Source organism: Shewanella sp. Isolate7 (assembly GCF_022398425.1).
Taxonomy (GTDB): domain Bacteria; phylum Pseudomonadota; class Gammaproteobacteria; order Enterobacterales; family Shewanellaceae; genus Shewanella.
In genome coordinates this window covers 1-26,436 of the sequence record NZ_JAKEVJ010000051.1, presented here as the reverse complement: position 1 = coordinate 26,436, position 26,436 = coordinate 1, and the positions used below count along the sequence as shown (strand labels likewise).

24 protein-coding genes and 2 pseudogenes are annotated in these 26,436 nt (G+C 53.5%); 11 read left to right on the top strand and 15 right to left on the bottom strand.

The annotated features are described in order from the left end of the window. From L1D47_RS13760 to L1D47_RS13740, 5 genes and pseudogenes are all read right to left on the bottom strand, one after another. Window positions 1-344, bottom strand: a pseudogene (locus L1D47_RS13760) (IS4 family transposase); the annotation flags it as partial. A gap of 283 nt (window positions 345-627) precedes the next feature. Beyond that, the gene (locus L1D47_RS13755; protein ID WP_239885613.1) at window positions 628-1,689 is read right to left on the bottom strand and encodes an alpha/beta hydrolase-fold protein; all 1,062 of its coding nucleotides are present in this window, start codon (window positions 1,687-1,689) and stop codon (window positions 628-630) included. 95 nt (window positions 1,690-1,784) lie between these two features. Continuing rightward, window positions 1,785-2,153 carry a hypothetical protein gene (locus L1D47_RS13750; RefSeq protein ID WP_239885611.1) on the bottom strand — a complete coding sequence of 123 codons (369 nt, stop codon included), beginning with the start codon at window positions 2,151-2,153 and terminating at the stop codon, window positions 1,785-1,787. Window positions 2,154-3,341: 1,188 nt separating this feature from the next. Then, window positions 3,342-4,748: an ATP-dependent RNA helicase DbpA gene (gene dbpA / locus L1D47_RS13745; protein WP_239885609.1), complete on the bottom strand. Its 1,407-nt coding sequence runs from the start codon at window positions 4,746-4,748 to the stop codon at window positions 3,342-3,344. Between the two features lie 229 nt (window positions 4,749-4,977). Continuing rightward, window positions 4,978-6,387 carry an MFS transporter gene (locus L1D47_RS13740; RefSeq protein ID WP_239885608.1) on the bottom strand — a complete coding sequence of 470 codons (1,410 nt, stop codon included), beginning with the start codon at window positions 6,385-6,387 and terminating at the stop codon, window positions 4,978-4,980. Between the two features lie 249 nt (window positions 6,388-6,636). Between L1D47_RS13740 and L1D47_RS13735 the strand changes: the two genes are divergently transcribed. Continuing rightward, entirely contained in the window at window positions 6,637-6,948 is a 312-nt protein-coding gene (locus tag L1D47_RS13735) for a hypothetical protein (protein ID WP_239885605.1), read from the top strand. A gap of 65 nt (window positions 6,949-7,013) precedes the next feature. Here the strand turns inward: L1D47_RS13735 and L1D47_RS13730 are convergent, their stop codons facing one another. Next, window positions 7,014-7,214 carry a YheV family putative zinc ribbon protein gene (locus tag L1D47_RS13730; RefSeq protein WP_011864400.1) on the bottom strand — a complete coding sequence of 67 codons (201 nt, stop codon included), beginning with the start codon at window positions 7,212-7,214 and terminating at the stop codon, window positions 7,014-7,016. Between the two features lie 174 nt (window positions 7,215-7,388). On the opposite strand from L1D47_RS13730, the gene L1D47_RS13725 reads away from it, so the two are divergent. Together L1D47_RS13725 and L1D47_RS13720 are read left to right on the top strand one after the other, a co-directional pair. Next, window positions 7,389-9,299 (top strand): ABC transporter ATP-binding protein, encoded by a 1,911-nt coding sequence (locus L1D47_RS13725; RefSeq protein WP_239885602.1) that lies wholly within the window; start codon window positions 7,389-7,391, stop codon window positions 9,297-9,299. 39 nt (window positions 9,300-9,338) lie between these two features. Next, window positions 9,339-9,794, top strand: a complete 456-nt coding sequence (locus tag L1D47_RS13720) for a TIGR02444 family protein (protein WP_041508390.1) — start codon at window positions 9,339-9,341, stop codon at window positions 9,792-9,794. Window positions 9,795-9,805: 11 nt separating this feature from the next. On the opposite strand, the gene L1D47_RS13715 is transcribed toward L1D47_RS13720, so the two are convergent. Together L1D47_RS13715 and L1D47_RS13710 are read right to left on the bottom strand one after the other, a co-directional pair. Next, entirely contained in the window at window positions 9,806-11,398 is a 1,593-nt protein-coding gene (locus L1D47_RS13715; RefSeq protein ID WP_239885600.1) for a GMC family oxidoreductase, read from the bottom strand. A gap of 138 nt (window positions 11,399-11,536) precedes the next feature. Next, entirely contained in the window at window positions 11,537-12,043 is a 507-nt protein-coding gene (locus L1D47_RS13710; protein WP_239885598.1) for a twin-arginine translocation signal domain-containing protein, read from the bottom strand. Window positions 12,044-12,180: 137 nt separating this feature from the next. On the opposite strand from L1D47_RS13710, the gene L1D47_RS13705 reads away from it, so the two are divergent. From L1D47_RS13705 to L1D47_RS13695, 3 genes are all read left to right on the top strand, one after another. Further along, window positions 12,181-13,149, top strand: coding sequence for a hydrolase (locus L1D47_RS13705; protein WP_239885596.1), 969 nt, complete (start codon window positions 12,181-12,183; stop codon window positions 13,147-13,149). A gap of 2 nt (window positions 13,150-13,151) precedes the next feature. Beyond that, on the top strand, window positions 13,152-13,415 hold the full coding sequence (locus L1D47_RS13700; RefSeq protein ID WP_239885594.1) for a YheU family protein: 264 nt from the start codon (window positions 13,152-13,154) through the stop codon (window positions 13,413-13,415). An 82-nt stretch (window positions 13,416-13,497) separates the two neighbouring features. Beyond that, window positions 13,498-14,385: a phosphoribulokinase gene (locus tag L1D47_RS13695; RefSeq protein ID WP_041508385.1), complete on the top strand. Its 888-nt coding sequence runs from the start codon at window positions 13,498-13,500 to the stop codon at window positions 14,383-14,385. Between the two features lie 290 nt (window positions 14,386-14,675). On the opposite strand, the gene L1D47_RS13690 is transcribed toward L1D47_RS13695, so the two are convergent. Then, window positions 14,676-15,455 carry a tetratricopeptide repeat protein gene (locus L1D47_RS13690; protein WP_239885592.1) on the bottom strand — a complete coding sequence of 260 codons (780 nt, stop codon included), beginning with the start codon at window positions 15,453-15,455 and terminating at the stop codon, window positions 14,676-14,678. Window positions 15,456-15,897: 442 nt separating this feature from the next. On the opposite strand from L1D47_RS13690, the gene crp reads away from it, so the two are divergent. The 4 genes from crp to L1D47_RS13670 all read left to right on the top strand — a co-directional run bounded on the left by crp (window position 15,898) and on the right by L1D47_RS13670 (window position 19,065). Further along, window positions 15,898-16,533, top strand: coding sequence for a cAMP-activated global transcriptional regulator CRP (crp, locus tag L1D47_RS13685; RefSeq protein WP_239885590.1), 636 nt, complete (start codon window positions 15,898-15,900; stop codon window positions 16,531-16,533). Window positions 16,534-16,613: 80 nt separating this feature from the next. Further along, window positions 16,614-16,952: a hypothetical protein gene (locus tag L1D47_RS13680; RefSeq protein WP_239885589.1), complete on the top strand. Its 339-nt coding sequence runs from the start codon at window positions 16,614-16,616 to the stop codon at window positions 16,950-16,952. Between the two features lie 110 nt (window positions 16,953-17,062). Next, window positions 17,063-17,737: a response regulator transcription factor gene (locus L1D47_RS13675; protein WP_041508384.1), complete on the top strand. Its 675-nt coding sequence runs from the start codon at window positions 17,063-17,065 to the stop codon at window positions 17,735-17,737. Continuing rightward, window positions 17,734-19,065 carry a sensor histidine kinase gene (locus L1D47_RS13670; protein WP_239885586.1) on the top strand — a complete coding sequence of 444 codons (1,332 nt, stop codon included), beginning with the start codon at window positions 17,734-17,736 and terminating at the stop codon, window positions 19,063-19,065. Before L1D47_RS13675 ends, L1D47_RS13670 begins: the two co-directional genes overlap by 4 nt. A 266-nt stretch (window positions 19,066-19,331) precedes the next feature. Here the strand turns inward: L1D47_RS13670 and L1D47_RS13665 are convergent, their stop codons facing one another. From L1D47_RS13665 to L1D47_RS21245, 6 genes and pseudogenes are all read right to left on the bottom strand, one after another. Then, window positions 19,332-20,132: a DUF1338 domain-containing protein gene (locus L1D47_RS13665; protein ID WP_041508382.1), complete on the bottom strand. Its 801-nt coding sequence runs from the start codon at window positions 20,130-20,132 to the stop codon at window positions 19,332-19,334. Window positions 20,133-20,273: 141 nt separating this feature from the next. After that, window positions 20,274-21,734, bottom strand: a complete 1,461-nt coding sequence (gene astD / locus L1D47_RS13660) for a succinylglutamate-semialdehyde dehydrogenase (protein ID WP_239885585.1) — start codon at window positions 21,732-21,734, stop codon at window positions 20,274-20,276. A gap of 9 nt (window positions 21,735-21,743) precedes the next feature. After that, a complete protein-coding gene (gene astA / locus L1D47_RS13655) occupies window positions 21,744-22,763 on the bottom strand; it encodes an arginine N-succinyltransferase (protein WP_041508380.1) in 1,020 nt (339 codons plus the stop codon). A 137-nt stretch (window positions 22,764-22,900) separates the two neighbouring features. Further along, window positions 22,901-24,118, bottom strand: a complete 1,218-nt coding sequence (locus tag L1D47_RS13650) for an aspartate aminotransferase family protein (RefSeq protein ID WP_041508379.1) — start codon at window positions 24,116-24,118, stop codon at window positions 22,901-22,903. Window positions 24,119-24,699: 581 nt separating this feature from the next. Beyond that, a complete protein-coding gene (locus L1D47_RS13645) occupies window positions 24,700-25,845 on the bottom strand; it encodes an HDOD domain-containing protein (protein WP_239885583.1) in 1,146 nt (381 codons plus the stop codon). Window positions 25,846-25,986: 141 nt separating this feature from the next. Continuing rightward, window positions 25,987-26,193 (bottom strand): annotated as a pseudogene (locus tag L1D47_RS21245) (transposase); the annotation flags it as partial. A 70-nt stretch (window positions 26,194-26,263) separates the two neighbouring features. Between L1D47_RS21245 and L1D47_RS13635 the strand changes: the two are divergent. After that, on the top strand, window positions 26,264-26,436 hold a 173-nt coding region (locus L1D47_RS13635; protein WP_239882384.1), incomplete at its 3' end, for a transposase.

Sequence of the window (26,436 nt, the reverse complement as noted above, 5' to 3'; positions counted from 1 at the left end):
ATAGAGGCCCTCAGGGCAATGAGTTCGCGCCCTTCACGCATATCAGACCAATCCACCAAAACAATGGGCATGGTGTGCTGTGTCAGTAACCACTTAGCATGCCATTGGTAGACCGCTAGTCTCTCGTGATGAAGATGATGGTTGCCGAGCAACCTGTCGATACGCTTAATCGAATGTTTGGTTTGCGCATGAGTTCCATCAATATGACGACCTAAAGCGGTCAATGTAAGACGGTCTGAATCAATGAGGACCTGGCAAGCAACCATGAGGGTATTTAGACGCTTTTGGTGAATTTCTGGGCAATGTTGATAGAGGGATTGATGTAAGATAGTTAATGCTTGCACCTTGGAAGTCCGTGATTGGTTTTTGTTTGCGCTTAATCAGATCACATTCCAAGGTGTAAGTTCACTCTAATTTCATGATTTATATCAAAGTTATCAGGGGATTCCTCAGTGCGGGGCTTTGATAGCAACACCATTTCGGCGTTATTCAACTTCAGCAGGCCTCGGCATGCCCTCAGTTGAATGCCTTGAACTGTCGCTGCTATCAAAGCCAGAGCTGTGCGACGACTTGTTCGCACCTTCCTTAATTGTCCCAGTGAGTTTACGAACGAACTTTAGCAACTTGTTATATTCCGCTATAGCCACTGCATCTTTGATTATTTTTAGACTGATTACATATTTCATTTAGAATAATTTCACCTGCTTCTTTATACCCATTACTAGACAAATAATCAGATATTTCAAAAAGTGAGTCTATACCTTCTGGTGATTGATTAATTGTGAAAGCTATATGCTTGTTAAGTTCTTCAGTCGAATTTTTAGAAATTGCATAATGAGCGGTTAGTTTCTGTAAAGTTTCGGTAGGGACAAGTACTTTAAATCCATACTTTTTAGATAAATCTGTATAGTGTTCTTTTAAGCCATCTAAACCTGAGATTTTTACTTCATATGTTGGTTCCCAGCCAGCGAATGTTGATTGTAAAGCATACTGCATCGAAGGATGTTTAGTAGTTCTGTGAGATTCTTCTGGGAATTTTTGGAATTCAAAAGAACCTTTAGATAGGTTACTAAGCTTCTTTGTTAATTCAGTAAAAGGACTTTGCATATGTTCACCTTCATTTGCGATGGTGATCGTAAGAGGAGCTTTTGTTTTTAAAACTTCAGAATTTAACTTAGATACTTTGTCTACGATGTAGCCATCATCAAGAGAGGGACTAAAAGCAAAGTATTTCGAAAAAACTGGATTGTCACTTAACCAATAATCCAATACAAAGCGCCCTGAATTGGAGTGCCCAGACAAAATGCTATAAGTTGCAACTCGATAATTTTCATTAACATATGGGACAACTTCTTTCTCTAGAAAGTTAGCAAAGGGTGTTGTTTTTCCATTTTCAGGACTAAGTTCTTTTCCTCTACTTTCGATACCGACAACTATAAAGTTTGGAATTTGATCTTCTAAAAGATCAAGAGTCGATAAAGTTGAAAGCATATCCCATTGACCGTGAAGTACATATAGTACAGGGTATGATTTCTCTTCATTGTGATAGTTCTTTGGAAGTTTTATTAATAAGTCCCTTTCTTCCCCAAGTGAATTTGATTGTAACTTAACTCCCTCAGCTAACATTAAACCTGATGCAAGTGAAAACTTTGAAAAAAGTAAAACAAAACTAAAAAACAATACTCTCATTTATAACTCTCCATGTTGATTAAACTCTAGGAATATAACGCTTTGCTTTGTGGACTGAGTGAAACGAAGTTCCAAAACAGCAACTGGTTACATGTTTAGGCTTCACCGTTAACACTGAGCTCAGAAAACATGCCTGTCTTTAAATTATATTTAATTTGAAAATAACAAGAACCACCATCAAAAACCATATAAAAGGCTTTATTGAGGTCAGCTTCTTTTTGAACATCACAGGAACCCATTATTTTCAAGGTGTCCTTTGTGATTGCTTTATACTGAAATACGTATAACTCTTTGGATGCAAATTTTTTATTTGACTTACTTGAGACATACTTCCATAAAGAATTTTCTACCTCTGAGGTATTTAATTTAACTTCAATTACCCCGCCATCAACAGCAAACCATTGTCCTGAGAATGTAGAGCTTGAGAAAAATACAACGGTTAAACACAAAAACATTTTCTTCATAATTCACTCATGTAACAGCTTATTAGTGCGCATGCGCGTTTACCTCGTTGGACCAGTGAAAACGCGCACAGTTAACTATCTGTATGTAATGAACTTATCAGCATTTTGCTAAATATACCATCTGGAAAAACGCGCATGCGCGTTTTCCAAACCTATTATCTACTTAACGAATGTTATAAGCAGTTAATTTTAAAGCTATTTATTTATACCGAAATGAGAAAAAGCGCACAAATACAGGATAAAAGTCGTTCAAAATCCTTGTGATCTGAATCACAGCTCTGGCTTTGATAGCAGCGACAGTTCAAGGCATTCAACTGAGGGCATGCCGAGGCCTGCTGAAGTTGAATAACGCCGAAATGGTGTTGCTATCAAAGCCCCGCAGGGCGAGGCTTACAGCGGTATTTGCTGCGTTACAGTTCTTGCGAAGGACTAGGGCCATTCGCTGCAAACTGTGCCTAGCATCTATCCACTTTAAGCACACGCAGAGCAAGCACGGGACTTATTCGCACCTTCCTTAGGTTGGGGAGTAGTGAATTAGATCACGCAGGTGTAGCGATGACAAATTGCTAGGCCAGAAAGTCCGTTAGGTACTGCTCCACCGACAAAGTGTTAACTCACTTTGGGGCAAAACCAGATCAGCTTTTTCATTCCCTCTTCACACCTAACACGGCCAAATCGAAGAGACGTTAAACACCGCGTGTAAGCACACTTTTGGCTCTCGGCGGCATGGACGCCGCCGTGAAGCCTCCAAGGACGGAACCTCGGCGTGCCAAAAGAGTGCTTGCACAACCCTCCGCCGGGCAGGCGATAGATTGCCATGAAGGTACAACCTTCAAATCTCCCGCCAATATCAATATGGCCAAATGTTCCTCCCCAATAGGCACTCAGTGATGCTCAATCGAAGAGACGTTAGATACGGGTGTAAGCACGCTTTTGGCTCTCGGCGGCATGGCCAAAAATGTTCCCGACATTTTTCGGCATTCCCTCCATCCTTGGAGGTCAGATTACGCACAGCGTGTCACGGGCGTATCTGCACATAAAGCCTGCGGCAGGCAATAAGTTTCCATGAAGGGTCGACCTTCAAACAAACTAACCCAATACCACACCCCGCCAAACGCCAGACAACAAAAAAGGAGCTAACGTCAGTCAGCTCCTTTTCCAATTACTCCGCTAGCATAGCGTGAACCCTTACCTTAACTCCCACGCCCGGTAGCTCTTGCCCTTAAGCTTGCCTTTCACAATCTTGTTGAGTGCCTTGCGCAGCACCTTGCGATCTACCGCCACGTAGGAGCGAAACTCGGTGATCTTAATCTTACCCACTTCACTGCCCTCGATACCGTTCTCGCCGGTGAGACAGCCGAGGATATCCCCGGGGCGAACCTTCTGCTTCTTGCCACCATCTATCTGTATGGTCACCATCTTAGGCTGAGGCGGCAAGGTGTCGAGCAGGCCTTCACCTGGCAGCGTCTCGCCATCTATCTCGCGGCCAAGCAGGTCCGCCAGCATGGTGAGCTTGTAACCATCTTCATGGTTAAACAGGCTGTAGGCCGCGCCCTTGCTACCGGCACGTCCGGTACGACCGATGCGGTGAATGTGCACCTCGGTATCGTAGGCCAGATGATAGTTGACCACCATGTCCAGGGCGTCGATATCCAGGCCGCGGGCCGCTACGTCTGTGGCCACCATGACACTGGCGCTCTTGTTGGCAAACTTCAGCAGCATCTGGTCGCGATCGCGCTGCTCCAAGTCTCCATGCAGGGCCACGACACTAAAACCTGCGTTGGTCAGCTTAGCCGCCACATCTTTGGTGTCGCGCTTAGTGTTACAGAACACCACGGCGCTCTCGGGCTGATGTTTGAGCAGCAGGAGCTGTAGCGCCTTCATGCGATCATTGTTGTTACCGCACTCATAGAAGTGCTGCTCGATTGTCTCGCCGTCGTGGTGAGACTCGACCTTCACCATCAGAGGGTCGATCATAAACTGCTCGCTGAGGCTCTGTATCTGCTCGGGAAAGGTGGCGCTAAACAGCAGGGTCTGACGCTCGCGGGGCACCTCTTGCATGATGGCGTCCAGCTCACGCTGAAAGCCCATCTCCAACATGCGATCCGCCTCATCCAGCACCAGCGTATCGACGTTGTCGAGATCCAAACGGCCACGTTCGAGGTGATCTATGATGCGCCCCGGCGTGCCGACGATAATGTGGGCGCCGTGTTCCAGCGAGCCTATCTGTGGCCCCATGGGCACGCCACCACACAGGGTGAGGATCTTGATGTTGTGGATACCACGAGCCAGGGTGCGCAGCTCCGCCGCCACCTGATCAGCCAACTCACGGGTGGGGCAAAGCACCAGGGACTGGATGCGAAAACGCTTCACGTTTAGCTTGTTAAGCAACCCAAGGCCGAAAGCGGCCGTCTTGCCCGAACCCGTCTTACCTTGGCCTATCACATCGCCCCCATTGAGGATGGCGGGCAGGCTCTGGGCCTGAATCGGCGTCATCTGGTGAAAACCGATAGATTTCAGGGTATCGAGCAAAGCGGGTTTTAGCGGCAGGCTATCGAAAGCCCCGCTTGGCGTAGTAGCGTCAGATTGACTCACGGTATTTTCCTAATGATGTGCCAAGATAAAACTCATATAGATCAGGCACAAATAAAGCTATGAATGGCAGTGGCCGATGAGAGAGCTCAAGGGCGTGCGTGGATATGGCGGCGATTATAGCAGCAATCCGTTATCAATGCTGCCAATGTGGGCGGGGAATTAAATAAAAGCCGCCGCGAGCTATCGCGGCGGCTTTCAGGGTTTAACCGACCCAAACTGAGTCAAACAGTTAGGCGGTTGCCAGTTCGGCGTCGGTATCATTCTTGGCGTCGATACGTTTAATCACCGCGCCATAGATGATCAGCGATACCGCCGACACGCTGGCAATAGCGGCAAACACATACCAGATATAGTGCGCATGTGCCGAGGCCTCGACCCAGGCGGCGTGGTCGTTATACACGCGCGGATCCGGACAGTAAGCCTCTAGCAGATAACCCGACAGACCGAAGCCCAGCAGGGAGCTGATAAAGGAGTGCAGATGCGAGAAGCCTAGGTACAGTCCCTCTTCGCCCTTGGGCGCCTGCAGCGAGAAATACTCCAGGAAACGCGGCGAGATAAAGCACTCGGCCAGGCCCTGGAAGACGATACCGATAATCATCATGGCGGCGATAGGATGCATGCCTAAGATGGTGTCAGTACCGGCAAACATGTTGCCAGACGCCATCAGCAGCGCAGATACCGGCATGATAAACATGCCCACCGTCATAGAGGTCAGCGCGCTGCGTTTGGCCATCAAACCTGTGACAAAGCTGACGCAGAGGAAGACCACCAGCGGGTTAACGTTGGCGTACCATGAAGGCGATGAGCCCTCGCCGGCCATGCGCAGCACATACTTAGGCATGGTGGCGTAGAGCTGATGCTGTACCATCCAGAAGCCTGTGATGATCAGAATAAGGGTGATCAGGCGGCCATTTGATAGCACCTTGAGCAGCGCCTGCCAGATCTCGCCCAGGCTCTTGCCCGAACGGTTCTCCTCCGTGCTCTTGAAGAAGAGCATGATGCTGAAGAAGGCGATCAGCGTCATGGTGGCGGCAAAGTAGTTAAGGTTAATCAGTCCCAGGTCGCCCATGGATTCGCGCAGCGGCTTCACCACTGTCTTACCCGAGAAGGCGCCGATATTGACCATCATGTAGAAGATAGAGAAACCCTTGGCGCGGGTCTCTGTGGTGGTCGACAGTGCCACTGTGCCTGTGATCACCGCCTTGATAAATGAGCCACCTATCATGATGACGACCAGGATAGGCACGATAGCCCAGCGGATATCCGCCTCCTTCAGGCCGTGGTAGATGGTCTCCTTGCCATACTCCACCAGCCCCTGACTCTCAATGAGCGCCGGGAATATCGCCAGCGAGGCATAGCCTATGGTCAGCAGGCCAAATGCCAGTAGGAGGGCGCCGCGAAAACCTATCTTGTCGGCAAGTGCGCCGCTGAAGGTGGGAAGGAAATAGAGGCCGGCAGAGAATGAACCCGCCAACCAGGCGGCTTCGACATCGCTAAAGCCTAAGATACGCGACAGATAAAGGGTGATAACGATGAACACCCCGTAATATGCCGCTCGTTCGAGCAGCTCGACACCGTTGGCGATCCAGAAGATTCTGGGGAAGCGCGGCGCCGCTGTGGACTGAGTATTGTTACTCATTTTGAGTCTTCCAGGCAAAAAAACACCTCAAACTACCCCGAGCCGCGCCCAGACGCAACCTTAGTGTGATGACGGGGATCAAGTTTCCTTAACCATTGATGACAAAAATGCAACCAAAGCAACCCAATAACGAAAGATCCGATCAGCGCATTGGGGCTTAGGCCGCCGCAAGAGTTCGCGCCAGTCTGGCTTTGGGTTATGCTTAGCGCCATCCATATCAAATAGACGGTGACAAGCCGAATTCTCGCCATGAACCAAGCCAACATCAGCAAACAACAACTCATCGACCAGCTCACCGCCTGGCAACAGGCCAAGATAGACAACGAACAGCTACAAGACTGGATGGTGACCCACTATGATCCCGACGAGGTCAGCATAGGCCAGGGGGAATGTGAATGGACGGTGGAGGCGATGAATATCGTGATGAACGAATATGAAATCGCCAAGACGGAGAAGTTCAGACAGGAGAACGCCCAGCTGGCGATCGACTTCATACTCTGCGATGAGGCGCGCTTTAATCAAACGCGCCACCTGTTTCTACAGCAGGGTTTTCGCGACTAAGTTTTCACGACTAGGTTTTTCACGACTAGGCTTTTCGCGACTAGGTTTTTCACGCCTAAATAGCGTTAGGGCTTAAACACCCCTATCACGGCGCCGGTGGCCTGCTTGGCCACTTCGGCCTCCGCCTGCTGCTCACGGTAATCGCACTCGACGCACTCAACCGTTTCGACACCTTGCTCCTTGAACAGCACGATACTGTCCTGGGCATGACACTTGGGGCACTTGGCACCGGCAACGAAACGCTTCTTGACTCTGACTCTACTCACGCTTGACTCTACCTGTTGGCATAAAAACTCTGTCGATGTGGCCATTTTGCCACAAGCAGCAACAAAACACCCTATCGGATTCAAAATGTCCCGGCTAAAGAGTGGCAAGCCATACCCCAACTGGGCTATCATCCCAAGCCTATTAATCCTTAGCTATGCATCAAGTCGACCCCAATGATCACCATTACCCAAGCGCAACTTATTCGCGGCTCCAAGACCCTATTGGACGAAGCCTCTCTGACTGTCTACCCCGGCCACAAGGTCGGCCTGGTGGGTGCCAACGGCACGGGCAAGTCATCTCTGCTTGCGTTGATCATGGGACAACTCAGCCTGGATAAGGGCGAGATCAGCGTGCCCACAGGCTGGCAGATCGCCACCGTCGCCCAGGAGACGCCGGCGCTGGAGGTAAGCGCGCTGGAATATGTGATCGACGGCGACAGGGAATATCGCGAGCTGGAAACGGCGCTGCACAAGGCGCAGCTTGATGATGACGGCCACCAAATTGCCCTACTCCACGGCAAGATAGACGCCATCGGCGGCTACAGCATCCGCGCCCGCGCCGCCAGCCTACTGGCTGGCCTGGGCTTTAGTGAGGCCGAACAGCAAAATCCGGTCAAGAGCTTCTCGGGGGGGTGGCGCATGCGTCTCAACCTGGCGCAGGCACTGCTGTGCCGCTCGGAACTCTTGCTGCTGGACGAACCCACCAACCACCTCGACTTAGATACCATGTACTGGCTGGAAAGCTGGATAAAGGCCTACCAGGGCACACTTATCCTCATCAGCCACGACAGAGACTTTATCGACGCCATCGTCGACGAGATAGTGCATGTCGAGCACCACAGGCTGAACTACTACAAGGGCAACTACACGGCATTCGAGCGGATCCGCGCCGAGCGCATGGCCCAGCAACAAGTGGCCTTCGAGCGCCAACAGAAAGAGCGCGCCCACATGCAATCTTTCGTCGACCGTTTCCGCTACAAGGCCAGCAAGGCCAAGCAGGCTCAGAGCCGCCTCAAGGCGTTAGAGAGAATGACTGAGTTGCTGCCGTCCAAGGCTGACAGCCCCTTTCATATGGCGTTTCGCGCCCCCGAGGCCCTGCCCAACCCGCTGGTGAAGATGGAGCAGGTCTCCGTCGGCTATGGCGACAAGGCGATCCTCAACCATGTGCATTTGAATCTGGTGCCCGGTGCCCGCATCGGCCTGCTGGGGCGCAACGGCGCGGGTAAGTCGACCCTGATCAAGCTGCTGGCCGAACAGCTCAAGCCCATGAGCGGCCTGTATGAGCCGAATCCTGGCCTCAACATAGGTTACTTCGCCCAGCATCAGCTGGAGTTTCTTCGTCTGGACGAGTCACCGCTGCAGCACCTGACGCGACTGGCCCCCACCCACAGAGAGCAGGAGCTGAGAGACTTCCTCGGCGGCTATGGCTTTAACGGTGACATGGCCCTCTCGCCGGTGCGTCCCTTCTCCGGCGGCGAAAAGGCCCGCCTGGTGCTGGCGCTGCTTGTATGGCAACGCCCTAACCTCTTGCTGCTCGATGAGCCCACCAACCACCTGGATCTCGAGATGCGTCACGCCCTGACCATGGCGCTGCAGGACTTCGAAGGCGCCATGATTATAGTGTCACACGACAGACATCTGCTGCGTCTGAGCTGTAGCGACTACTACCTGGTCGACGGCGGAGAGGTGAAGAGTTTCGACGGCGACCTGGACGACTACCATCAGTGGCTGCTCGACGCCGCCAAGGAGGCCAACAAACCGGCGGCCTCTGAGGATGCCAGCCCGGCCCAGGATAAGAAGCTACAGAAGCGCCTGGAGGCCGAACTAAGACAGAAGCTGTCGCCGATGAAGAAGGCGCAGGCCAAGCTGGAGAAGATCCAGCAAGCCTGCAGCGATAAGCTGGCAGAGCTGGAAAACCTGCTGGCCGATACCAGCCTGTATGAGGCCGACAACAAGGCCAAGCTCACCCAGGTACTGGCCGAGCGCACCCAGCAGACCCAGACACTCGAAGAGAGCGAGATGGAATGGCTTGAGCTGCAAGAGGAGATCGAAGCCATAGAGCAAGAAGCCAGGGCCCTGAGTTAACCTGCGCCCGCGCTTAGCTAAATAATGCAAGGATGAAGCATGAGCCATGTAAATCATTTCGACGCCAGCCTATGGCAGACCTGCGACAGCCTCTACGAGAAGGGGCAGCTGCTCTATCTCAAGCTGCAGGATGACTATGGGCTCAACGTCAACCTACTGCTGCTGGCTCAGTGGCTCGACGAGCAGCACTACTATCTCAGCGACCAGCATTGGCAGCAGCTCAGCCAGCAGGTCGAGACCTGGGAGCAGAAGGTACTCAAGCCCTATCGTCGACTGAGAAAGCTCAGCAAACATAACCTGGCCGAGGCCGAGTATCGCCAGATGCTATCGGTGGAACTCATGTTGGAGCGAAAGTCCCAGCGGATGATACTGCGCCAACTCAGACAGCTACCCAGCGAGCAGGGACAGGCTAACCTGCCCCGCTACCTCGGTCTGTATCAGATAGAGATAGCCCAGTACCACCAGCTGGCGCAGACCCTGACCCGCCAGGCCTAAAAAGCGCCTGATTACACGCCGCCGCTCAACTCGCTGGCCAGCAGGCTGGCATTGCGGGCGGTGATGCCATAGATGGAGAGCTGAGGGTTCGCCCCCAGACTGGTGGGGAACAGAGAGCCATCCATCACAGACAGATTCTCCAGATAGTGGCTACGTCCCTGACTATTGACCATGGCCTGACTGGTATCTTCACCCAGCGGGCAGCCGCCCATCACGTGGGCCGATGCCACCACAGTCTTGAGCGGCGCCAGGGGCATCTCGGCGATGGCCTCCTTGGCCGCCTGCCAGCTCGGCAGATAGGGCATGCCCTCGCTCATGGGCAGCACCTTCTGCGCCCCGGCGGCAAACTGTAGCTCGGCCATGCTGGCAAAGGCGCGCCGCGCCGCGCGCCAGAAGGCGTCGGTCAGTGGGTAATCCAGGGTATAGCCCTTGTCCGTCAGCTGCACCTGGCCGCCCTGGCTGCCCTCATGATAGCCGTCTCTAACCAGGGCGATGGTGACCTGTAACTGATTAAACTGGGCCATCAACTCGGCGTGACTCTGGCCATAGCCCAAAGATTTCGAGGCGATCAGCACCGGATGAATGGGCGGCACCTCCAGCTTATAACCCAGCTCACCGTCGGCGCCGTCTTGCCAGACAAACTGATCAGAATAGATAGATTGCGGGGCGCCGCTATGGCCATTGATGGCATCATTAAACAGGGCGCCGCTCAGCAGGGTCGGATGCAGAAAGGTGCGCTTGCCCAGAAGCTTATTGGGATCCGGGAGCTGCGATCGCATCATCAGCGCCGGCGTATGGATAGCGCCGGCGCTGAGGATATAGTGTTTGGCCTTAAACATCAGCTGCACGCCACTGGGGCGCAGAGCTTCGTTTAACGCCTGGGCCTTGAGGGCAAACACCTTGTCGTTATGGTGCTCTATCTTACTCACCTTGGCACGGCTCACCAGGGTCGCCCCGCGATCCAGTGCCGCGGGTATGGTGGTGACCAGCATAGACTGCTTGGCGTTCACCGGGCAGCCCATGCCGCAATAGCCGGTGTTCCAGCAGCCCGCCACGTTGCGCTTGATAACAGTGTAATCCCAGCCCAGCGCCTCACAGCCCTGTTTCAGCGCCATGTTGTTACGATTGGGCTCGAAGGGCCACTGAGTGATATTGAGCCGCTGCTCCATCTTGTCGAACCAGGGGGCTAGCGCCTCCTTGGAGAGGCCTTCCACCCCCTTGTGCTCGGCCCAGAATCTTAGGGCGTTCTCCGGGGTGCGGATCGAGGTAGTCCAGTTGATGGTGGTGGAGCCGCCGACGGCTCGGCCCTGAAAGATGCCGATCGCCTTATCCTTGGTCTTCATGGAGGCGGCCTGCTGATACAGGTTAGGGTAGGCGCGTCGCTCCTCCATGTTAAAGCTCTCGGACGATTTCAGCGGCCCACCTTCGACTATGATCACCGACAGACCCGCCTCGGCCATGATCTCGGCCGCCACGCCGCCACCGGCGCCGCTGCCGACAATCACCACATCGGCCTCTAGGGTTTGGTCTTGGGTCAGTTGACTGGCATCTATGTGTTTCCAGCCACCAGCGAGGCCGGTCACTATGGGATCTTCGATGGCCAATGGCGCTCCTTTGCCCTGTTATCAAGGTCTATGTTTATCAGTCCGAAATATGCAATCGGTGGTGCTGGGTCGTAGCGGCTTAAGTACCTAGCAGCTTAAGTTCCTAGCGGCTTAGACTCCCAGTAGATTAGAGTCAAATCAATTAAACAGCCGCGGCTTCTCGTAATTCAATCGTGTCCAATGCTCGGGGCAGCTGTAGTAACTTGCCAGCACCAGCTCACGCCCCCCCTGATAGGCCGTCACCATCAGGTCGAGAAAGCTGCTGCGCCAGGCTTCGAGCATGGCCACCAGCTCCTGAGGCTGCCTCATCAACAGCGGCGTCATGTTACCCGTCAGCAGTAGCAGTCCCAGACGAGACTCCAGCAGCTCCAATAACTGCTCGAGTTCTTCACGGGACTCATCGGGCAGCAGCTCCATGGTCGCCACTATGGCGTCTAAGGTGCGATTTTGCGCCGCCACGCGCAGCGACTGGGTATTGGGTAAGGCGCCGTCGAGAAACACGGGCACTAGCAGGCTAAACAGCAGGCGATGGGACTGATCCAGGGAGGCACTCACCCTCACCTGAGGCGGATGATACAGGTTCACCCCCAGTGCCAGGGCGCCGGTCCCCACGAGGGCCGTGGTTAAAAAGGTGCGTCGATTCATCTTATTCCCTGTGCTCCGTCATCTGTGGTATCCCATCTGGCCTAAGATAGGCTATAAAGGCCAATACAGGATCTGTGCTACACTAGCGGCCCAGATAACAATGAAACACATGTTTTAATTTTCGGCAATAGCGATTTATGACCCAGCGTAGCTTCACGCCCCCCTGGTGGGCAAGAAATCCCCATGTGCAGACCATACTGCCCGTACTGACAAAGGTCGGCAGGCCAGCCCTGGCCCGCCAACGCCTGGAGCTGGATGACGGCGACTTTATCGATCTCGACTGGCTGGCCAAACCAGTTCAAGGCGCGCCCATCGTCGTCTTAGTACATGGCTTAGAGGGCAGCGCCGACTCTCACTATGCCAGACGCCTGCTAACACTGCTGGGCGAGCATAAGGTCAGCGCCCTGGTGCACCATCACCGCAGCTGCTCGGGGGTAACCAATCGCCTCGCCCGCAGCTATCACAGTGGTGACACTCAAGACCTGCACACCACCCTGAGTCAGTTACGCAGGGACTATCCCGACTCGCCGCTATTGGCGGTGGGCTACAGCCTGGGGGGCAATGTGCTGGCCAAATATATGGGCGAGCAAGGCGATGCCAGCCTGGTGGATCGCGCCGTGGTGATCTCGGCGCCGCTGCAGCTGGGCGCCTGTGCCACACGTCTCAAACATGGCTTCTCTAAGGTCTACCAGAGCTACCTTATCAAGCAGCTAAGGCAGAAGGTGTATGACAAGCTGGCAATGCCCGACCTGAGCGCCCAGATGCCGGTGACCCAGAGCGAGGTCGAGAGCCTGACCACCTTTCATCAGTTCGATGACAGGGTGACGGCGCCGCTGCATGGCTTCGATGGCGTGGAAGACTACTACACCCGCGCCAGCGGTCTGCCCTACCTGAGCCAAGTCGCCAAGCCGACCCTAGTGATCCACGCCCAGGATGACCCCTTCATGACAGATGAGGTGATTCCAAGCCAGGAGGCGCTGTCGCCTCAGGTCACCTATGAGCTGCACCAACAGGGTGGCCATGTCGGCTTTATCGACGGTGGTCATCCCCTCAAGCCCAGATATTATCTGGAGCAGCGTATCGTCCATTTTCTGCTGGAGGCTTAAAGATGCTAGTGCCCTATCAATCCCTGTTACAACTGCCGGCCGAAACCCTGGACAATTTGATCAAGGAATTTTTGTTTACCCAGACCGAAGATGGCAGCTTTGCCAGCCTGGATGACCAGGCCTTGGCCCGTGCCATCGCGCAGTGTCGTCAGGCGCTGGCCCGCAGCGAGCTTGTGGTCGAATACAGCGAAGAGGAGGAATCGATCGCTATTCGCCAGCGGCAAGATACCTTGACGCAGCAGGGACGAGATGACCAGCCCTGTTGACCTTTAGGTTCTGTGTGCCGTATAACTATTGGTTCACAAATGCCTTTTCTCAGGCATCAGCTCAGCGCTTTTAGGTAGAAGAATGTCAGCTAAACACCCTATTATTGCCGTGACCGGCTCCTCTGGAGCAGGCACCACGACGACCACGACCGCATTTAGCCATATCTTCCGTCAGTTGGGGATCAATGCCGCGATGATCGAGGGTGACAGCTTTCACCACTACACCCGTCCCGAGATGGAACTCAAGATCCGTCAGGCGCAAAACGAAAACCGCAACATCAGTTATTTCGGCCCAGAGGCCAACGACTTCGCCAAGCTGGAACAGTGTTTCAGCGATTATAGTGCCACCGGCCAGGGCGAGACCCGCTCCTACCTACACACCTTCGACGAGGCCGTGCCCTTCAACCAGATGCCCGGCACCTTCACCCAGTGGCGCCCGCTGCCGGAAAACACCGACATGCTCTACTACGAGGGCCTACATGGCGGCGTGGTCACCGACGACTGCGACGTGGCCCAACACGTGGATCTGCTGATCGGCATGGTGCCTATCGTCAACCTGGAATGGATCCAGAAGATCATCCGCGACACCTCTGACAGAGGCCACAGTCGCGAGAAGGTGATGGGCTCTATCGTGCGCAGCATGGAAGACTATATCAACCATATGACGCCCCAGTTTTCCCGCACCCATATCAACTTCCAGCGGGTACCGACGGTCGACACCTCTAACCCCTTTAGCGCCAAGACCATCCCCAGCCTGGATGAGAGCTTCGTGGTGATCCGTTTTCGCGGCATCAAGAATGTCGACTTCCCCTATTATCTGAAGATGATCGACGGTTCCTTCATGTCGCGCATCAACACCTTAGTGGTGCCCGGTGGCAAGATGTCGCTGGCGATGGAGCTTATCCTCACGCCGCTAATTCGCGATCTGCTGGAGAAGCGTCAGCACCTGCTGGATTTGGATAGCGAATAATTTTTAATCGCTTGCACTTGCTTCAGAAAGAGATTGTTTCGCTTAAGCTTTATTTAAGTCTGCTCACATAGAATGCTGGCTATCGGGATTTCAGGCGAAAGACTGATAGTTAGTATACTCTTGGGAGTAAATTCCCCCATCTTGATCTGTTTGCTTCCTCGAGTATGCTAGCGTCCCGACACCTCCTCTTACGCTACACAGCTTCCCAAAACTAGATTCCAGGCATAAAAAAACGCCGACCCGAATCGACGTTTAAGTGTTGTTGAAGCCAATAATGACTGAAAGTAGAACTATTGTGACAGGGGCACCACTTCACGGTACGGCTTCTGCTGCCGATAGTTTTCCAGCCTCGATTCAAATTCATCGGACTTATCGAACTCGGCCGTCTGCTTGAGCGCCTTGATCGCCTGCTTTTGCAGATCCACCGCCGCGCTGTAGTCGCCTATCTCGGCGTAGGCCGCGGCCAGGTTATCTAGGTTGGTTGGGTCTTGCTTGTTGGCCTCCACCAGCCCCTTGCCGATAGCCAGGGCCTTACCGCCGTCGCGATACTTGGCCTCAGGACAGGTAGAGAGGATCCACACCACATTGCCCAGGGCGATCTCATCCCCCACGGCCATGAAGTTGTCTACTGCCTTGCCACAGTTGCGGGCCACGCCGTTGCCACCCGCGGCATAGATGAAGCCCAGACGGAACTGCGCCCACTTGTCCTGCTCGCTCGCTAGGTGCAAGTACCAACGCTCGGCCAACGCCAGATCTCTTGGAATGATCTTACCGTCGAAGGCCAGATCCGCTATGGTCTGAGCCGCCTTCTTGTGGCCCGTCTGTGCGGCGCGTTCGACCCAGCTGGCACCCAGCAGAGGATCCTGCTCGACGAAACGACCGGAGAGATACATTAAACCAAGAAGAAATTGCGCTTCAGATTCACCCTGGCTGGCTTTAAGCTGAATATGGGCCAGTTTACTGGCGGGCGCCGCCGCTTCGGTGGCGGGGACAGAAAACGCTAGGGCTTGCTGCTGTACGGCAAACAGCGCCAGCAGGCCTGCGGCCAATTTCCAAACATGTTTTGTCACGATTCAAGACTCTCCTTCACCAGTTCGCGCCTTCTGAATACGACACGAAATAGTCACCACTTTGAGCTGCCCCGGCCCGGGTATGATGCGCCGGCGCAGAGACTAACACTATCAATAATCCCCCCGCCAAGTCGAGTAAAAACCGTATTTTACTGCATGAAAATTAGCGGCTTTATCCCCCAGGCCCGGCAAATAGACGTAGACAGATGTGATATGGGCAGCATTGTCGGCCAAATAAACTGGCCTGACTAAGGTATTGGTTGACATATATTACTAATGTATCAAAATAAACTCCCACTACTGACAGCAAAGTAAATTAGGTTATTGGCTGCATACTTATTGCCATAATTTGATCTCTGACGAGGTTTTTTGGGCCTAATTGACGTAATCTGCTTATTTAGCATATTCTTGTATTTACATTAATCAGTCGAGGAACATAGGCATGGCTCTGATTGGTAAGCCTAAACCTGATCCAACGTTGGAATGGTTTTTATCACACTGTCACATTCATAAATACCCAGCCAAAAGCACTCTGATCCATGCGGGTGAAGACTCAGACACTCTGTACTACATAGTGAAAGGTTCTGTTGCCGTCTTGATTAAAGATGAAGAAGGCAAAGAGATGATCCTCTCTTACCTGAACCAAGGTGACTTCATCGGTGAACTGGGTCTGTTTGAAGAACAAGCCGAACGTACTGCTTGGGTTCGTGCCAAGCAAGCCTGTGAAATCGCTGAAATCTCTTACAAGAAATTTAAGCAGTTGATCCAGGTAAACCCTGAGATCCTGATGAAGCTGTCATCTCAGATGGCTTACCGTCTACAGAGCACCAGCCAGAAAGTGGGCGACCTCGCCTTCCTGGACGTTGCCGGTCGCATCGCACAGACGCTGCTGCACCTAGCTAAGCAGCCTGATGCCATGACGCATCCAGACGGCATGCAGATCAAGATCACTCGCCAAGAGATTGGTCAGATCGTGAGTTGTTCTCGTGAAACCGTGGGCCGTATCCTCAAGATGCTTGAAGAGCAGAATCTGATCCAAGCACACGGCAAAACTATCGTGGTTTACGGTACCCGATAAGCTAACATTAAGTTAGATTTAATAGATCTTAGTTAAAGTGGCCTGACTCCTTAGTCAGGCCATTTTTTTAGGACAGCTTAGTGAAACCGACCGTCGTTATCAGCACCCTCTTGCTTAGTGTCTGCTCACTGCTCAGTCCCGTCGCCAACGCCGCAATCGAATTGGAACACAACCAGGCCAAGGCCCTGGTCAACGAAGGCAAGATCCTCTCCCTCGACCTCACCCTCAGCCAGGTACAAACCTTCTGTGATGGCAAGCTGGTAGACGCCCACCTGTTTCATGCCCAAGGCAAATGGCAATACGATCTCCAAATCAAGACGACTAACGGCGAACTCATCTCCCTGGATATCGATGCCACCACAGGTCGGCACAGCGACCAGAAACCCCTGCCCCCAGCCTGCGTGCCACAGAAAAACTAGCGCCGAAATATCCGCTTAGGGTGAAAAAGTGTATTATCAATTCAGGCCGATGCGAGTTGGCCGCCTCCCTGTAGACAGAAGCGCCTCCTGCGCTAAGGTAGAGAAAGACGATGAAATTGCTGCTGGTCGAAGACAACACCCTACTGGTCGATGAACTTGCCAAACAGCTGAAACAGGCCGGCTATGTCACAGATGTCACCGACAGAGCCGCCGAAGCCGACTACCTGATCAAAGAAACTCATTATGATTGTGTCATCCTGGACATCGGCCTGCCCGACGGCAACGGACTCCAGCTTCTGGAGACCTGGCGTAACCAGGGCATAAACACGCCGGTGATCATGCTGACCGCCCGCAGTCAGTGGCACGAGAAGGTCGAAGGCTTCAACGCCGGTGCCGACGATTACCTGGGCAAACCCTTCCACAGTCAGGAGTTGCTGGCACGTATTCACGCGCTGATCAACCGCGCCCACGGCAAGACCAACAGCCCCACCAAGGAGCTGAGTTTCGAGGGTGTCACCCTGGACGAGGGCCAGCAGAGTGTCACTGTGGGTGAGCAGGAGTTCGAACTCACCGCCATGGAGTTCCGCCTGCTGAAAATCTTCCTCATGTCGCCCAAGAAGCTGCTCTCCAAGGCGCAGCTCACAGACAAGCTGTATCAGTTTGACGATGAGAAGGAGAGCAACGTGGTGGAGGTCTATGTGACTCACCTGCGCAAGAAGCTAGGTAAGACGGCGATTGAGACCCGCCGCGGACAGGGCTATATCTTCCACGGCCTCAAGCCATGATATCGATTCGCACTAAGCTCAGCCTCTGGCTGTCGGCCTTAGTCATCATCTCCACCTTCGTGGCGATCGTCATCTTCGAGTCCATGTTGCGCCAGGCGTTTCACGACTCCATCATCGACCGCCTCGAAGAGGATTTAGAACAGGTGTTGTTGGCTATTCAGTTCGACAACGGCGACATCAGCATAGATCCCAACCAGGTCTCTAACTTCTACAAGCCGGTCTATTCCGGGCGCTATTATCAGCTCAACCTCAAGGATATCGAGCTCAGATCCCGCTCCCTGTGGGATCAACGCCTGGAGATAGAGCCCCTCACCAAGGGCCAGACCCGGGTATGGCAGACCAAGGGACCGCAGAATCACGACATCCAGCTACTCTCCCTGGGGCTAAGCAGCGCCGATGCCAAGGTGCAGGCAACCCTCACGGTGGCCCAGGATCTCAGTATCGGTCGTCAGGTCTTTTCCCAGGTCTACGGCACTAAGCTGTCGGTCAACCTGGCCATGTTGCTGGCCATGGTGGCGGGGATCTTCATTCTGCTGCGCCAATCCTTCAAGCCCATCAACGACATGCAACGGGCGCTGATGAAGCTCAGAGAGGGCGAGATCACCGCGCTGGATACCGGCAAGATCCCCCCCGAGCTTGCCCCCCTGGCCCAGACCTATAACGAGCTGTTGCAATACTCGAGCAAGCAGATGGAGCGCAGCCGCAACAACCTGGGCAACTTGAGCCATGGCCTCAAGACACCGCTGGCGGTGATGCAGCAGCAGGTGGAGGTGCTGGGACTAAAAGACCCCGACGCGGCCGCAGCCATGCAGGCTCAGTTAGATCAGATCCATAAGATGATAGAGCGCAAGCTGGCGGCAGCAAGGATCACCGGCGACATGTTACCCGCGGCCCAGATGCAGCTGCCCAAAGATCTGCAGGACCTGGCGCAGACCCTCACTAAGGTGCACGGTCATAAGGCGATCGACTGCCAGTTTAATCTCGATACCCACATCCATCGCCTGCCCATCCATAGAGAAGATGGCATGGAGCTTATCGGCAACCTGCTGGATAATGCATTCAAGTGGGCCAACAGCCGGGTAGCCGTGTCGACCAAGCAATCCGGCGAGCAGAGCTTGTTGACCATAGAAGATGACGGCCCGGGCGTCGCCGACGAGGCCCTCAGCCAGCTGACCCAGAGAGGCAAGCGCCTGGATGAGGCGATCATGGGCCACGGCCTGGGGCTCTCCATCGTCAAGGATATTGCCGAGCAGTATGAGATAAGCCTAGACTTCGAGCATAGCCAGCAGCTGGGCGGGCTCAAGATCACCCTGGGCTTCAGGGTCTAAAGCCTAAAGAGCATGAGTTAAGATCGTGAGTTAAGCACTTGAGTAAAAACAAAAAAGCCGATGCAGTGCATCGGCTTTTTGCTCACAGGGCTTCACCTAGGGGTTATACCAATCACAGTAAACATGTGATCAGAAATAGCGCAGGAAAAACGCTTGAGAACAAAGCAGAATTTTTAGATAAGTAGTTATTCTACAATTAAAAATACTAATACAGTTATCGAGCGTTTTAACAAGCTAGAATGATCAATTATTTATTACGATTGGTATTAGCCTGCGTTGTTGGTGCTCTCAAAGATCTTGTCCGCAGAGGCTGCCACGAAGCCTGTGTACAGCTCGCCGTCCGCCTTAGGGTAGCGCAAGGCAAACTCATAGAAACAGCTTGGAATCGTCTTCTGAGTGTCTTTAAAGGCCACATTGACCTTGTCGGCCATGGTCGATGACTGCTCGAGCAGGACCTCGGCAGACCCCTTCACCTCGCCGCCGACACTGTTGAGCACGAAGTCGCCCTGCTTCAGGGTGTCGTTCACCTCGAGTATGGTGTTGTAGCCAGGCAGGTGGTTGATCGAAACCGTGAAGTGGTTAGCGCGGTAGCCAAATGCCGCAACCCATGCCGCGTACTCGCTCTCGGCCAGTAGCTGCTCGTAGGTTGTATAATCCAGCTCCCAGTGACGACCTGAGTAGAGAAAGTTATCCGCCGTAGTTGCGGCTTCATCAACCTGCTCCACCAGACCATGAACTATGGCCTGCAGCTCGGGACTGAAGGCTTCGACCATCAGCTCAGAGATAAATACCTTAGGCTGAGTCGGGTCCGGATGCTCGAAGTGCTTGGCCTTAAGCTTCTTGGCTTCGAAGTCGTAGTCACCACAGGCCACATAGCCCAGAGACTCGAAATGCTTCGCCAGAACGCTCAGGTTCACCTTGGCAATGTTGAAGGTACGCAGGGCGATATGATCGTTGATGATGGTCTCACCCTTGGCCAATAGCTGGTGTACCTTGGCGGCTGAGGGGGTCATTTCAACATAGTCGTCCCATAGGGCGGCAAATAGCTGGTTTACATCGGTATGCATCAATTTCTTCCTTAACATCATCGTGTTACCGGTCGTTATCGCGCCGGTTTGTTTGTTTTCACGATATAAGTACAACGAGGATCTTCGTGTACGCCTATAAAAATGGGAGCAGGCAAGACGCCCACTCCCATGCTTGTTTTACTAAAGGGTCAGACCCGGACTCAGGTTGGCTGGCATGGCCAGGGCATCGGCCTCGACCGAAGCCACTGGGTAGGCACAGTAGTCGGCGGCATAGAAGGCGCTCGCTCTGTGGTTACCCGAGGCGCCGACACCACCAAAGGGTGCCGAACCTGATGCGCCGGTGATCTGCTTGTTCCAGTTGACGATACCCGCACGGATACGCGCCAGGAAGTAGTCATAGTCTTCGCGGCTGTCAGCCAGGATACCGGCTGAGAGACCGTAGCGGGTGTTGTTCGCCAGCTCGATCGCTTCGTCAAAGTCAGTGTAACGCACCACCTGCAGCAGCGGACCGAAGTATTCTTCGTCTGGCAGCTCGATCACCTGAGTCACATCGATAAGACCGGGTGATACCAGGCCGGTACCGGCTTCCAGATGCTTAAGCTCAACCAGCGGAGTACCGCCCAGGTTGACTAGGTTACGCTGCGCTTCCACCATGCCTTTGGCCGCCGCCTCGGAGATCATAGACCCCATGAATGGCTGTGGCTGAGCATTCCACGGACCCACCTTGATCTGCTTAACCGCCTCGGTAAGCTTGGCCAGCAGCGCATCACCCTCGGCGCCCTTCTCCACATAGAGACGGCGGGCACAGGTGCAGCGTTGACCCGACGAGATATAGGCCGACTGAATGATATCGTGGACAGCAGCCAGGGTATCTTTAACGCCCTTGATGATCAGCGGATTGTTACCGCCCATCTCCAGCGCCAGGATCTTACCCGGGTGACCCGCATACTGCTGATGCAGGATATGGCCGGTGCGCGAGCTACCGGTGAAGAAGAGGCCGTCGATCTGTGGGTGTGAAGCCAGTGCCTTGCCAGTTTCCACTTCCCCTTGAACCAGGTTGATCACGCCAGCCGGCAGACCCGCCTTTTCCCACAGCTTAAGCATCAGCTCGGCCGTCTTAGGGGTCAGTTCAGATGGCTTAAACACCACGGTATTACCCGCCAGCAGCGCAGGTACGATATGGCCATTTGGCAGGTGGCCTGGGAAGTTATAGGGACCAAATACCGCCACCACGCCGTGTGGCTTGTGACGCAGCACGGCGCGACCGGCCGGTGTATCGTTCTCTGTGGTGCCGGTACGCTTGTGGTAGGCAGCAACAGACAGGCCGATCTTGCCGATCATGGCCGCCGCTTCGGTGGCAGTCTCCCACTGTGGCTTACCGGTTTCCTGAGCGATCACCTCGGCGATATCGCCTTTGTGCGCCTCGAGTTGATCCCGGTAGGCTTCGACAATCGCCAGACGGGCGTCGAAACCCAGCATGAACCAGTCGAACTGGGCGGCGCGAGCCGCCTCGACTGCAGCGTTAACCTGCTCAGGGGTCGCCGTCTTGCTTTCCCAGATAACTTCTTGATTTGCTGGGTTCTTAGAGACCACATCATGGCCCTGACCGGCAACCCACTGGCCGTTAATAAATTGACTCATTATAAATTCCTACATTGCCAAGACACGGATCTGTTCACCTTCGGCTACCAGCAGTGCACCGGCAAGCTCAGGGGAAAGAATCACCTCGTCGGTTTCGTCGCTGACCATCAGATTGGCCGAGGTGGCTCGGTAACCCGCTAACAAGGTATTTGAGATAATAAAACTACAGCTCGAGGCAGGCATCTCGCCCACCTTGACCGTCAGCAGACGGCTCTCTTTCACCGAGCGGATATCGTTTAAGTTACATTCGACCGTCGGGCCGCCGTCGAAGATATCCACATAGCCGCGACATCTAAAGCCCTCTGCCTGCAGCAGGTTGAGCGCCGGACGGGTGTTGGTGTGCACCTCGCCGATCACCTTCTGCGCCTCTTCGGGCAATAGACAGACATAGACGCTGTTTTTCGGCATCATCTCGGCCATGAAGGCCTTCTGCCCCAGGCCCGACAGATAGTCGGCCTGCACGAAGTCTATGCCTAAGAAGTTCTTCTGCAGCCAGCCGTAGAATGGCGAGTTGCCTTCGGCATCGCTCTCGCCGCGCATCTCGGCAATCACCGTCTCACCGAATCGCTCGGCATGTTGTGCCAGGAAGAGGAAACGGCTGCGGGACAGCATGCGGCCATTGTTGTTCTTGCGGTAGGTATCACGCAAGAACAGGGTGCATAGCTCGGCGGCGCCGGTGTAGTCGTGGCACAGGGTCAGGGTTTCCACCTCGTTGCGCACATCGATCTGTTCTGAATAGTAGACCTCTGTGCCCAGGCGATAGTGATAGAACGCATCGACCATGCCGACCGCGGCCTCGAGGCCACAGGTACCGACCACTTCGCCAGTCTCTGTGTCTTCCAGCACCATAAGATAACCTTCGTCGAAGGGCTTCTCGATCTCTTTGACGAACGAGGCCTCCACGCGGGCGATCTTATTTCTTAATAGTTCTTCATTGACGGGTAAAGACGTGAATCCATGACCTGACTCGATGGCGATCTGATACAAGGCATCGTAATCGCTCGATCGTATGGGGCGGATAATTAACATCTTCGGGTCTCCTCACTTGTCCTTGTCGTTCAAACGCAGACAGCCTTAACAATTAAGACCGACATGCCACGCTTGAGGTTCAAGTATTTCTTTCAGACAAAAAAAGCGCGGCTGTTACCCCGCGCTTATGCCGTCGCTTAGCCAGCTACAACCTTGGCTACTGCACGTTCGAAACGAGCAAGACCCTCGGCGATATCTGCCTCAGGAATAACAAGAGAAGGAGTAAAGCGGATCACATTTGGACCGGCAACCAGGCTCATCAGGCCTTCAGCGATACCGGCAACCAAGAAATCTTTTGAACGACCCTGGTACTGCTCGTTAAGCACGGCGCCCAACAGCAGGCCTTGGCCACGAACCTCGGTGAACACATGGTACTTTTCGTTGATCTTGTTCAGGCCGTCACGTAGCAGCTGCTCGCGACGTTTAACACCATCAAGCACCTCAGGGGTATTGACTACGTCCAGTACCGCATTACCTATGGCACAAGCCAATGGGTTACCGCCGTAAGTCGAACCATGGGTACCTATCTTAAGGTGAGAGGCGATCTCTGTGGTGGTCAGCATAGCCGCAATAGGGAAACCGCCACCGAGCGCCTTAGCTGTGGTGAGGATATCCGGCGTGACTTCGGTGCGCATATAGGCGTATAGCTCACCCAGACGACCCACACCTGTTTGAACTTCATCGAAGATCACCAGGGCGTTGTGCTTGTCGGCCAGGGCGCGTACGGCGCGCAGGAACTCAGGATCGGCGTCTATGATGCCGCCTTCGCCCTGTAATGGCTCGAGCATGATGGCACAAGTCTTGTCAGATACCGTGGCTTCCAGCGCCGCGATATCGTTGAATGGTAGGTGGGTAATAGACTGTGGCTTAGGACCGAAGCCGTCTGAATAGGCCGCCTGGCCACCCACGCTTACGGTAAAGAAAGTACGGCCGTGGAAGGCCTTATCGAAGGCGATGATCTGATCTTTGTCGGCGCCGAACTTGTCCAGGGCGTAACGACGGGCCAGCTTAAGGGCCGCTTCGTTGGCTTCTGCGCCTGAGTTAGCAAAATAAACCTTCTCTGCGAAGGTGGCTTCAACTAGCTTGGTCGCCAGTGCCAGTGCTGGCTCGTTAGTCATCACGTTAGCCAGGTGCCAAATCTTCTCACCCTGCTCTTTCAAGGCGCCAACCAGCGCTGGATGACAATGACCCAGACAGTTCACCGCAATACCACCGGCGAAGTCGACAAACTCTTTGCCTTCCTGGTCCCAAACACGGCTACCCTCACCACGGACAGGGATCACAGCCGAAGGTGCATAGTTAGGCACCATTACTTCATCAAACTGGGCTCGGGTTAGCTTTTGGTTTACGCTCATTCTACTCATCCTTTCAATGTTGCCGAAGGCTTCAATCGCCTGTCGTACCCGTCTTTTTCCGGAAAGCCATGCCTTTCGGTGACGGTTATTTTGTTATCTAGGGGGACATTAATAGCGAAAACGTGATCAAAATACCAGTTCCTACCATATCGCCTTCTTAGCATGTGCATAACAAATGCATAAAGATTTGAGCTTAAAGGTTATACAAGCGTTTATAACCTAGCCTTGAGCATAAATAGTCAGAAAAAAAATTATCGACCACAATTCCGCATAACAATGTGAATTTTATAAATATAAAGTCATATTTTGACGTGGTCTGGATAGTAAAACATTTCCATAGCAAAGCATACTAAAACCATCGAAATGACTGCTCCCTCTCAAGAGCCTTGTTGTCCATCAGCTCTGACTGGCTTCAATCAAGGATTAAAACGATTGCTAGGCCCTGACGGAAAACCGAGTAATACCATAAATATCAATAATATATATGGCAAAAAAAGAGGTGAAGGGGGGAAAGGAGAAGGCGCCGCGTTAAATCGTATCTAGGGCGCCGGGAGGATGAGCCATGCTCTACGTGCTATCTGCTAGTAGAGATCTAGCTTACGGTAATTCTGCCCCTTGAGACGGATCTGCTCCTGCTCGGAGAGCTGATAATAGTCGAACATCATCTGCTTCTCTTTGGGCGAGATCAACCGCATCTCCTCGAGCATCAACACCTTGGCATAACAGCTAGCCCTAGCAACCAGGGCGGCCTCGCTCGAAAGCTCACTGTAACTCAGGCAGGTGTCCAGCTCTCTCTGGGTTTGCGTCAGACTGCTGGCCGAGAAATCGAGCAGCTCGGGTAAACGCCAGTTGAGGGTATGGGCGTGGTGCAGCACCTGCTGATAGATATCCTCGGCGGGAAACTCGGTAGCCAACACGGCGTCATGTAGCTCCTTATCGCGACTTCCACTGGCTTCCCTCAGCCAGTTGCCCCAGATACTCTCGTAGACCTTGGCACCATTCTTGAGCACCACAGAGATCCCCAACTGGTAGAACAAGCTACTGGTGTAGGCCGTTGCCATGTCCTGCTTATTGAGCTGCGCCAGGGCCTTGGCGGCAATGCCGGTTACCATGGCGTAGCGCCACAGCTTGCGTGTGGTCCAGAGCAAGTTAGCATGCCCGGTTGGGAGCCAGTTACGCAGACAATAATAGGGGATCAGTAGCCTGAGGTTTTCCACGCCGATAAAATTGAGTACCAGCTTTATCTCGGTCACCTTTACATCGGAGCGCTGCTGGCGCTTATGGCGAAACGAGGGGCTGTTGACCATGTTGGTCAGATCACGCGCCAGCCAGGGCAGATCGGCGATCAGCAGGCGCAGCCGACTCAGATCCAGGTTCTTCTGCTGTAACAGCTCAAGTATCAACATCTGACTGGCCTTGATGCCCGAGTGCTGTATCAGCAGCTCTGGCGACGCCAGTTGATTGTCCAGTGTGCTATTGACCGTAGTGATCAGCTGCTTGGATACCGCCTCGAACACCTGCCTGGCCTGGATCTGCTTTGAGAGGCGCTCAAACACGGCGTCGCGCTCGATGGCGAGCTTATTGGCGTCGTTCTCCAGTTCTCTATCTAAGTCATCAAACATGGAGGCCACGGCCTTCTGTTTACCCACGATGATCTGTTTCAGAAGCCTGTGTTCGATATCTATGATGATCCCCGGACGGACCCCGCCGGCAATGGACTTTGCCACCTAAGCTGTTCTCCTCAGCAATCTGGATGCTTAAGGCATATATTACACCAAATCCCTGACTTAACAGTGATAAGTTAGCAGTAAAGAATCCACCTTCATAGAAGGTGGCTTTGATTGGCCCCCTATAAGGGGGCTTATTTATTAATCAACGTTCAATTGTAATTGACGCTCGGCCTCTTCCTTCTCTTGTCTGTCTTGATGCCGCACGTATCGCCTAATTATTTCCTCATTCGCGCCTACCGAATCCACAAAGTAACCACGTTGCCAGAAATGATTACCCCACAACTTCTTCTTTCTTAAATATGGATACTTCGCGAATAATCTAATCGCTGTTCTTCCCTTTATGTAGTGGCATAGTGAATTTGGCCACCTGAATAGACGAAGTGATAGACTCACTTCCAGAGAAAAGGTGGTAGAAATGAAGAACACAAGACCGACATTCAGTGCAGAGTTCAAATTAGAAGCTGCGCAGCTGGTAACGAAACAGGGATACAGCATAACTGAGGCTGCAAGCGCGATGGGCGTCAGTAATTCAGCCATGCGTAAATGGGTAAACCAGCTTCGACAGGAGCAGCAAGGCGTATCCCCCAA

Excerpts from the sequence above, each read along its gene's own strand:
- L1D47_RS13755 (WP_239885613.1), bottom strand. The coding sequence starts at position 1,689 with ATGAGAGTATTGTTTTTTAGTTTTGTTTTACTTTTTTCAAAGTTTTCA.
- L1D47_RS13750 (WP_239885611.1), bottom strand. The coding sequence starts at position 2,153 with ATGAAGAAAATGTTTTTGTGTTTAACCGTTGTATTTTTCTCAAGCTCT.
- L1D47_RS13740 (WP_239885608.1), bottom strand. The coding sequence starts at position 6,387 with ATGAGTAACAATACTCAGTCCACAGCGGCGCCGCGCTTCCCCAGAATC.
- L1D47_RS13735 (WP_239885605.1), top strand. The coding sequence starts at position 6,637 with ATGAACCAAGCCAACATCAGCAAACAACAACTCATCGACCAGCTCACC.
- L1D47_RS13725 (WP_239885602.1), top strand. The coding sequence starts at position 7,389 with ATGATCACCATTACCCAAGCGCAACTTATTCGCGGCTCCAAGACCCTA.
- L1D47_RS13720 (WP_041508390.1), top strand. The coding sequence starts at position 9,339 with ATGAGCCATGTAAATCATTTCGACGCCAGCCTATGGCAGACCTGCGAC.
- L1D47_RS13710 (WP_239885598.1), bottom strand. The coding sequence starts at position 12,043 with ATGAATCGACGCACCTTTTTAACCACGGCCCTCGTGGGGACCGGCGCC.
- L1D47_RS13705 (WP_239885596.1), top strand. The coding sequence starts at position 12,181 with ATGACCCAGCGTAGCTTCACGCCCCCCTGGTGGGCAAGAAATCCCCAT.
- L1D47_RS13700 (WP_239885594.1), top strand. The coding sequence starts at position 13,152 with ATGCTAGTGCCCTATCAATCCCTGTTACAACTGCCGGCCGAAACCCTG.
- L1D47_RS13695 (WP_041508385.1), top strand. The coding sequence starts at position 13,498 with ATGTCAGCTAAACACCCTATTATTGCCGTGACCGGCTCCTCTGGAGCA.
- crp (WP_239885590.1), top strand. The coding sequence starts at position 15,898 with ATGGCTCTGATTGGTAAGCCTAAACCTGATCCAACGTTGGAATGGTTT.
- L1D47_RS13675 (WP_041508384.1), top strand. The coding sequence starts at position 17,063 with ATGAAATTGCTGCTGGTCGAAGACAACACCCTACTGGTCGATGAACTT.
- L1D47_RS13670 (WP_239885586.1), top strand. The coding sequence starts at position 17,734 with ATGATATCGATTCGCACTAAGCTCAGCCTCTGGCTGTCGGCCTTAGTC.
- L1D47_RS13665 (WP_041508382.1), bottom strand. The coding sequence starts at position 20,132 with ATGCATACCGATGTAAACCAGCTATTTGCCGCCCTATGGGACGACTAT.
- astD (WP_239885585.1), bottom strand. The coding sequence starts at position 21,734 with ATGAGTCAATTTATTAACGGCCAGTGGGTTGCCGGTCAGGGCCATGAT.
- astA (WP_041508380.1), bottom strand. The coding sequence starts at position 22,763 with ATGTTAATTATCCGCCCCATACGATCGAGCGATTACGATGCCTTGTAT.
- L1D47_RS13650 (WP_041508379.1), bottom strand. The coding sequence starts at position 24,118 with ATGAGCGTAAACCAAAAGCTAACCCGAGCCCAGTTTGATGAAGTAATG.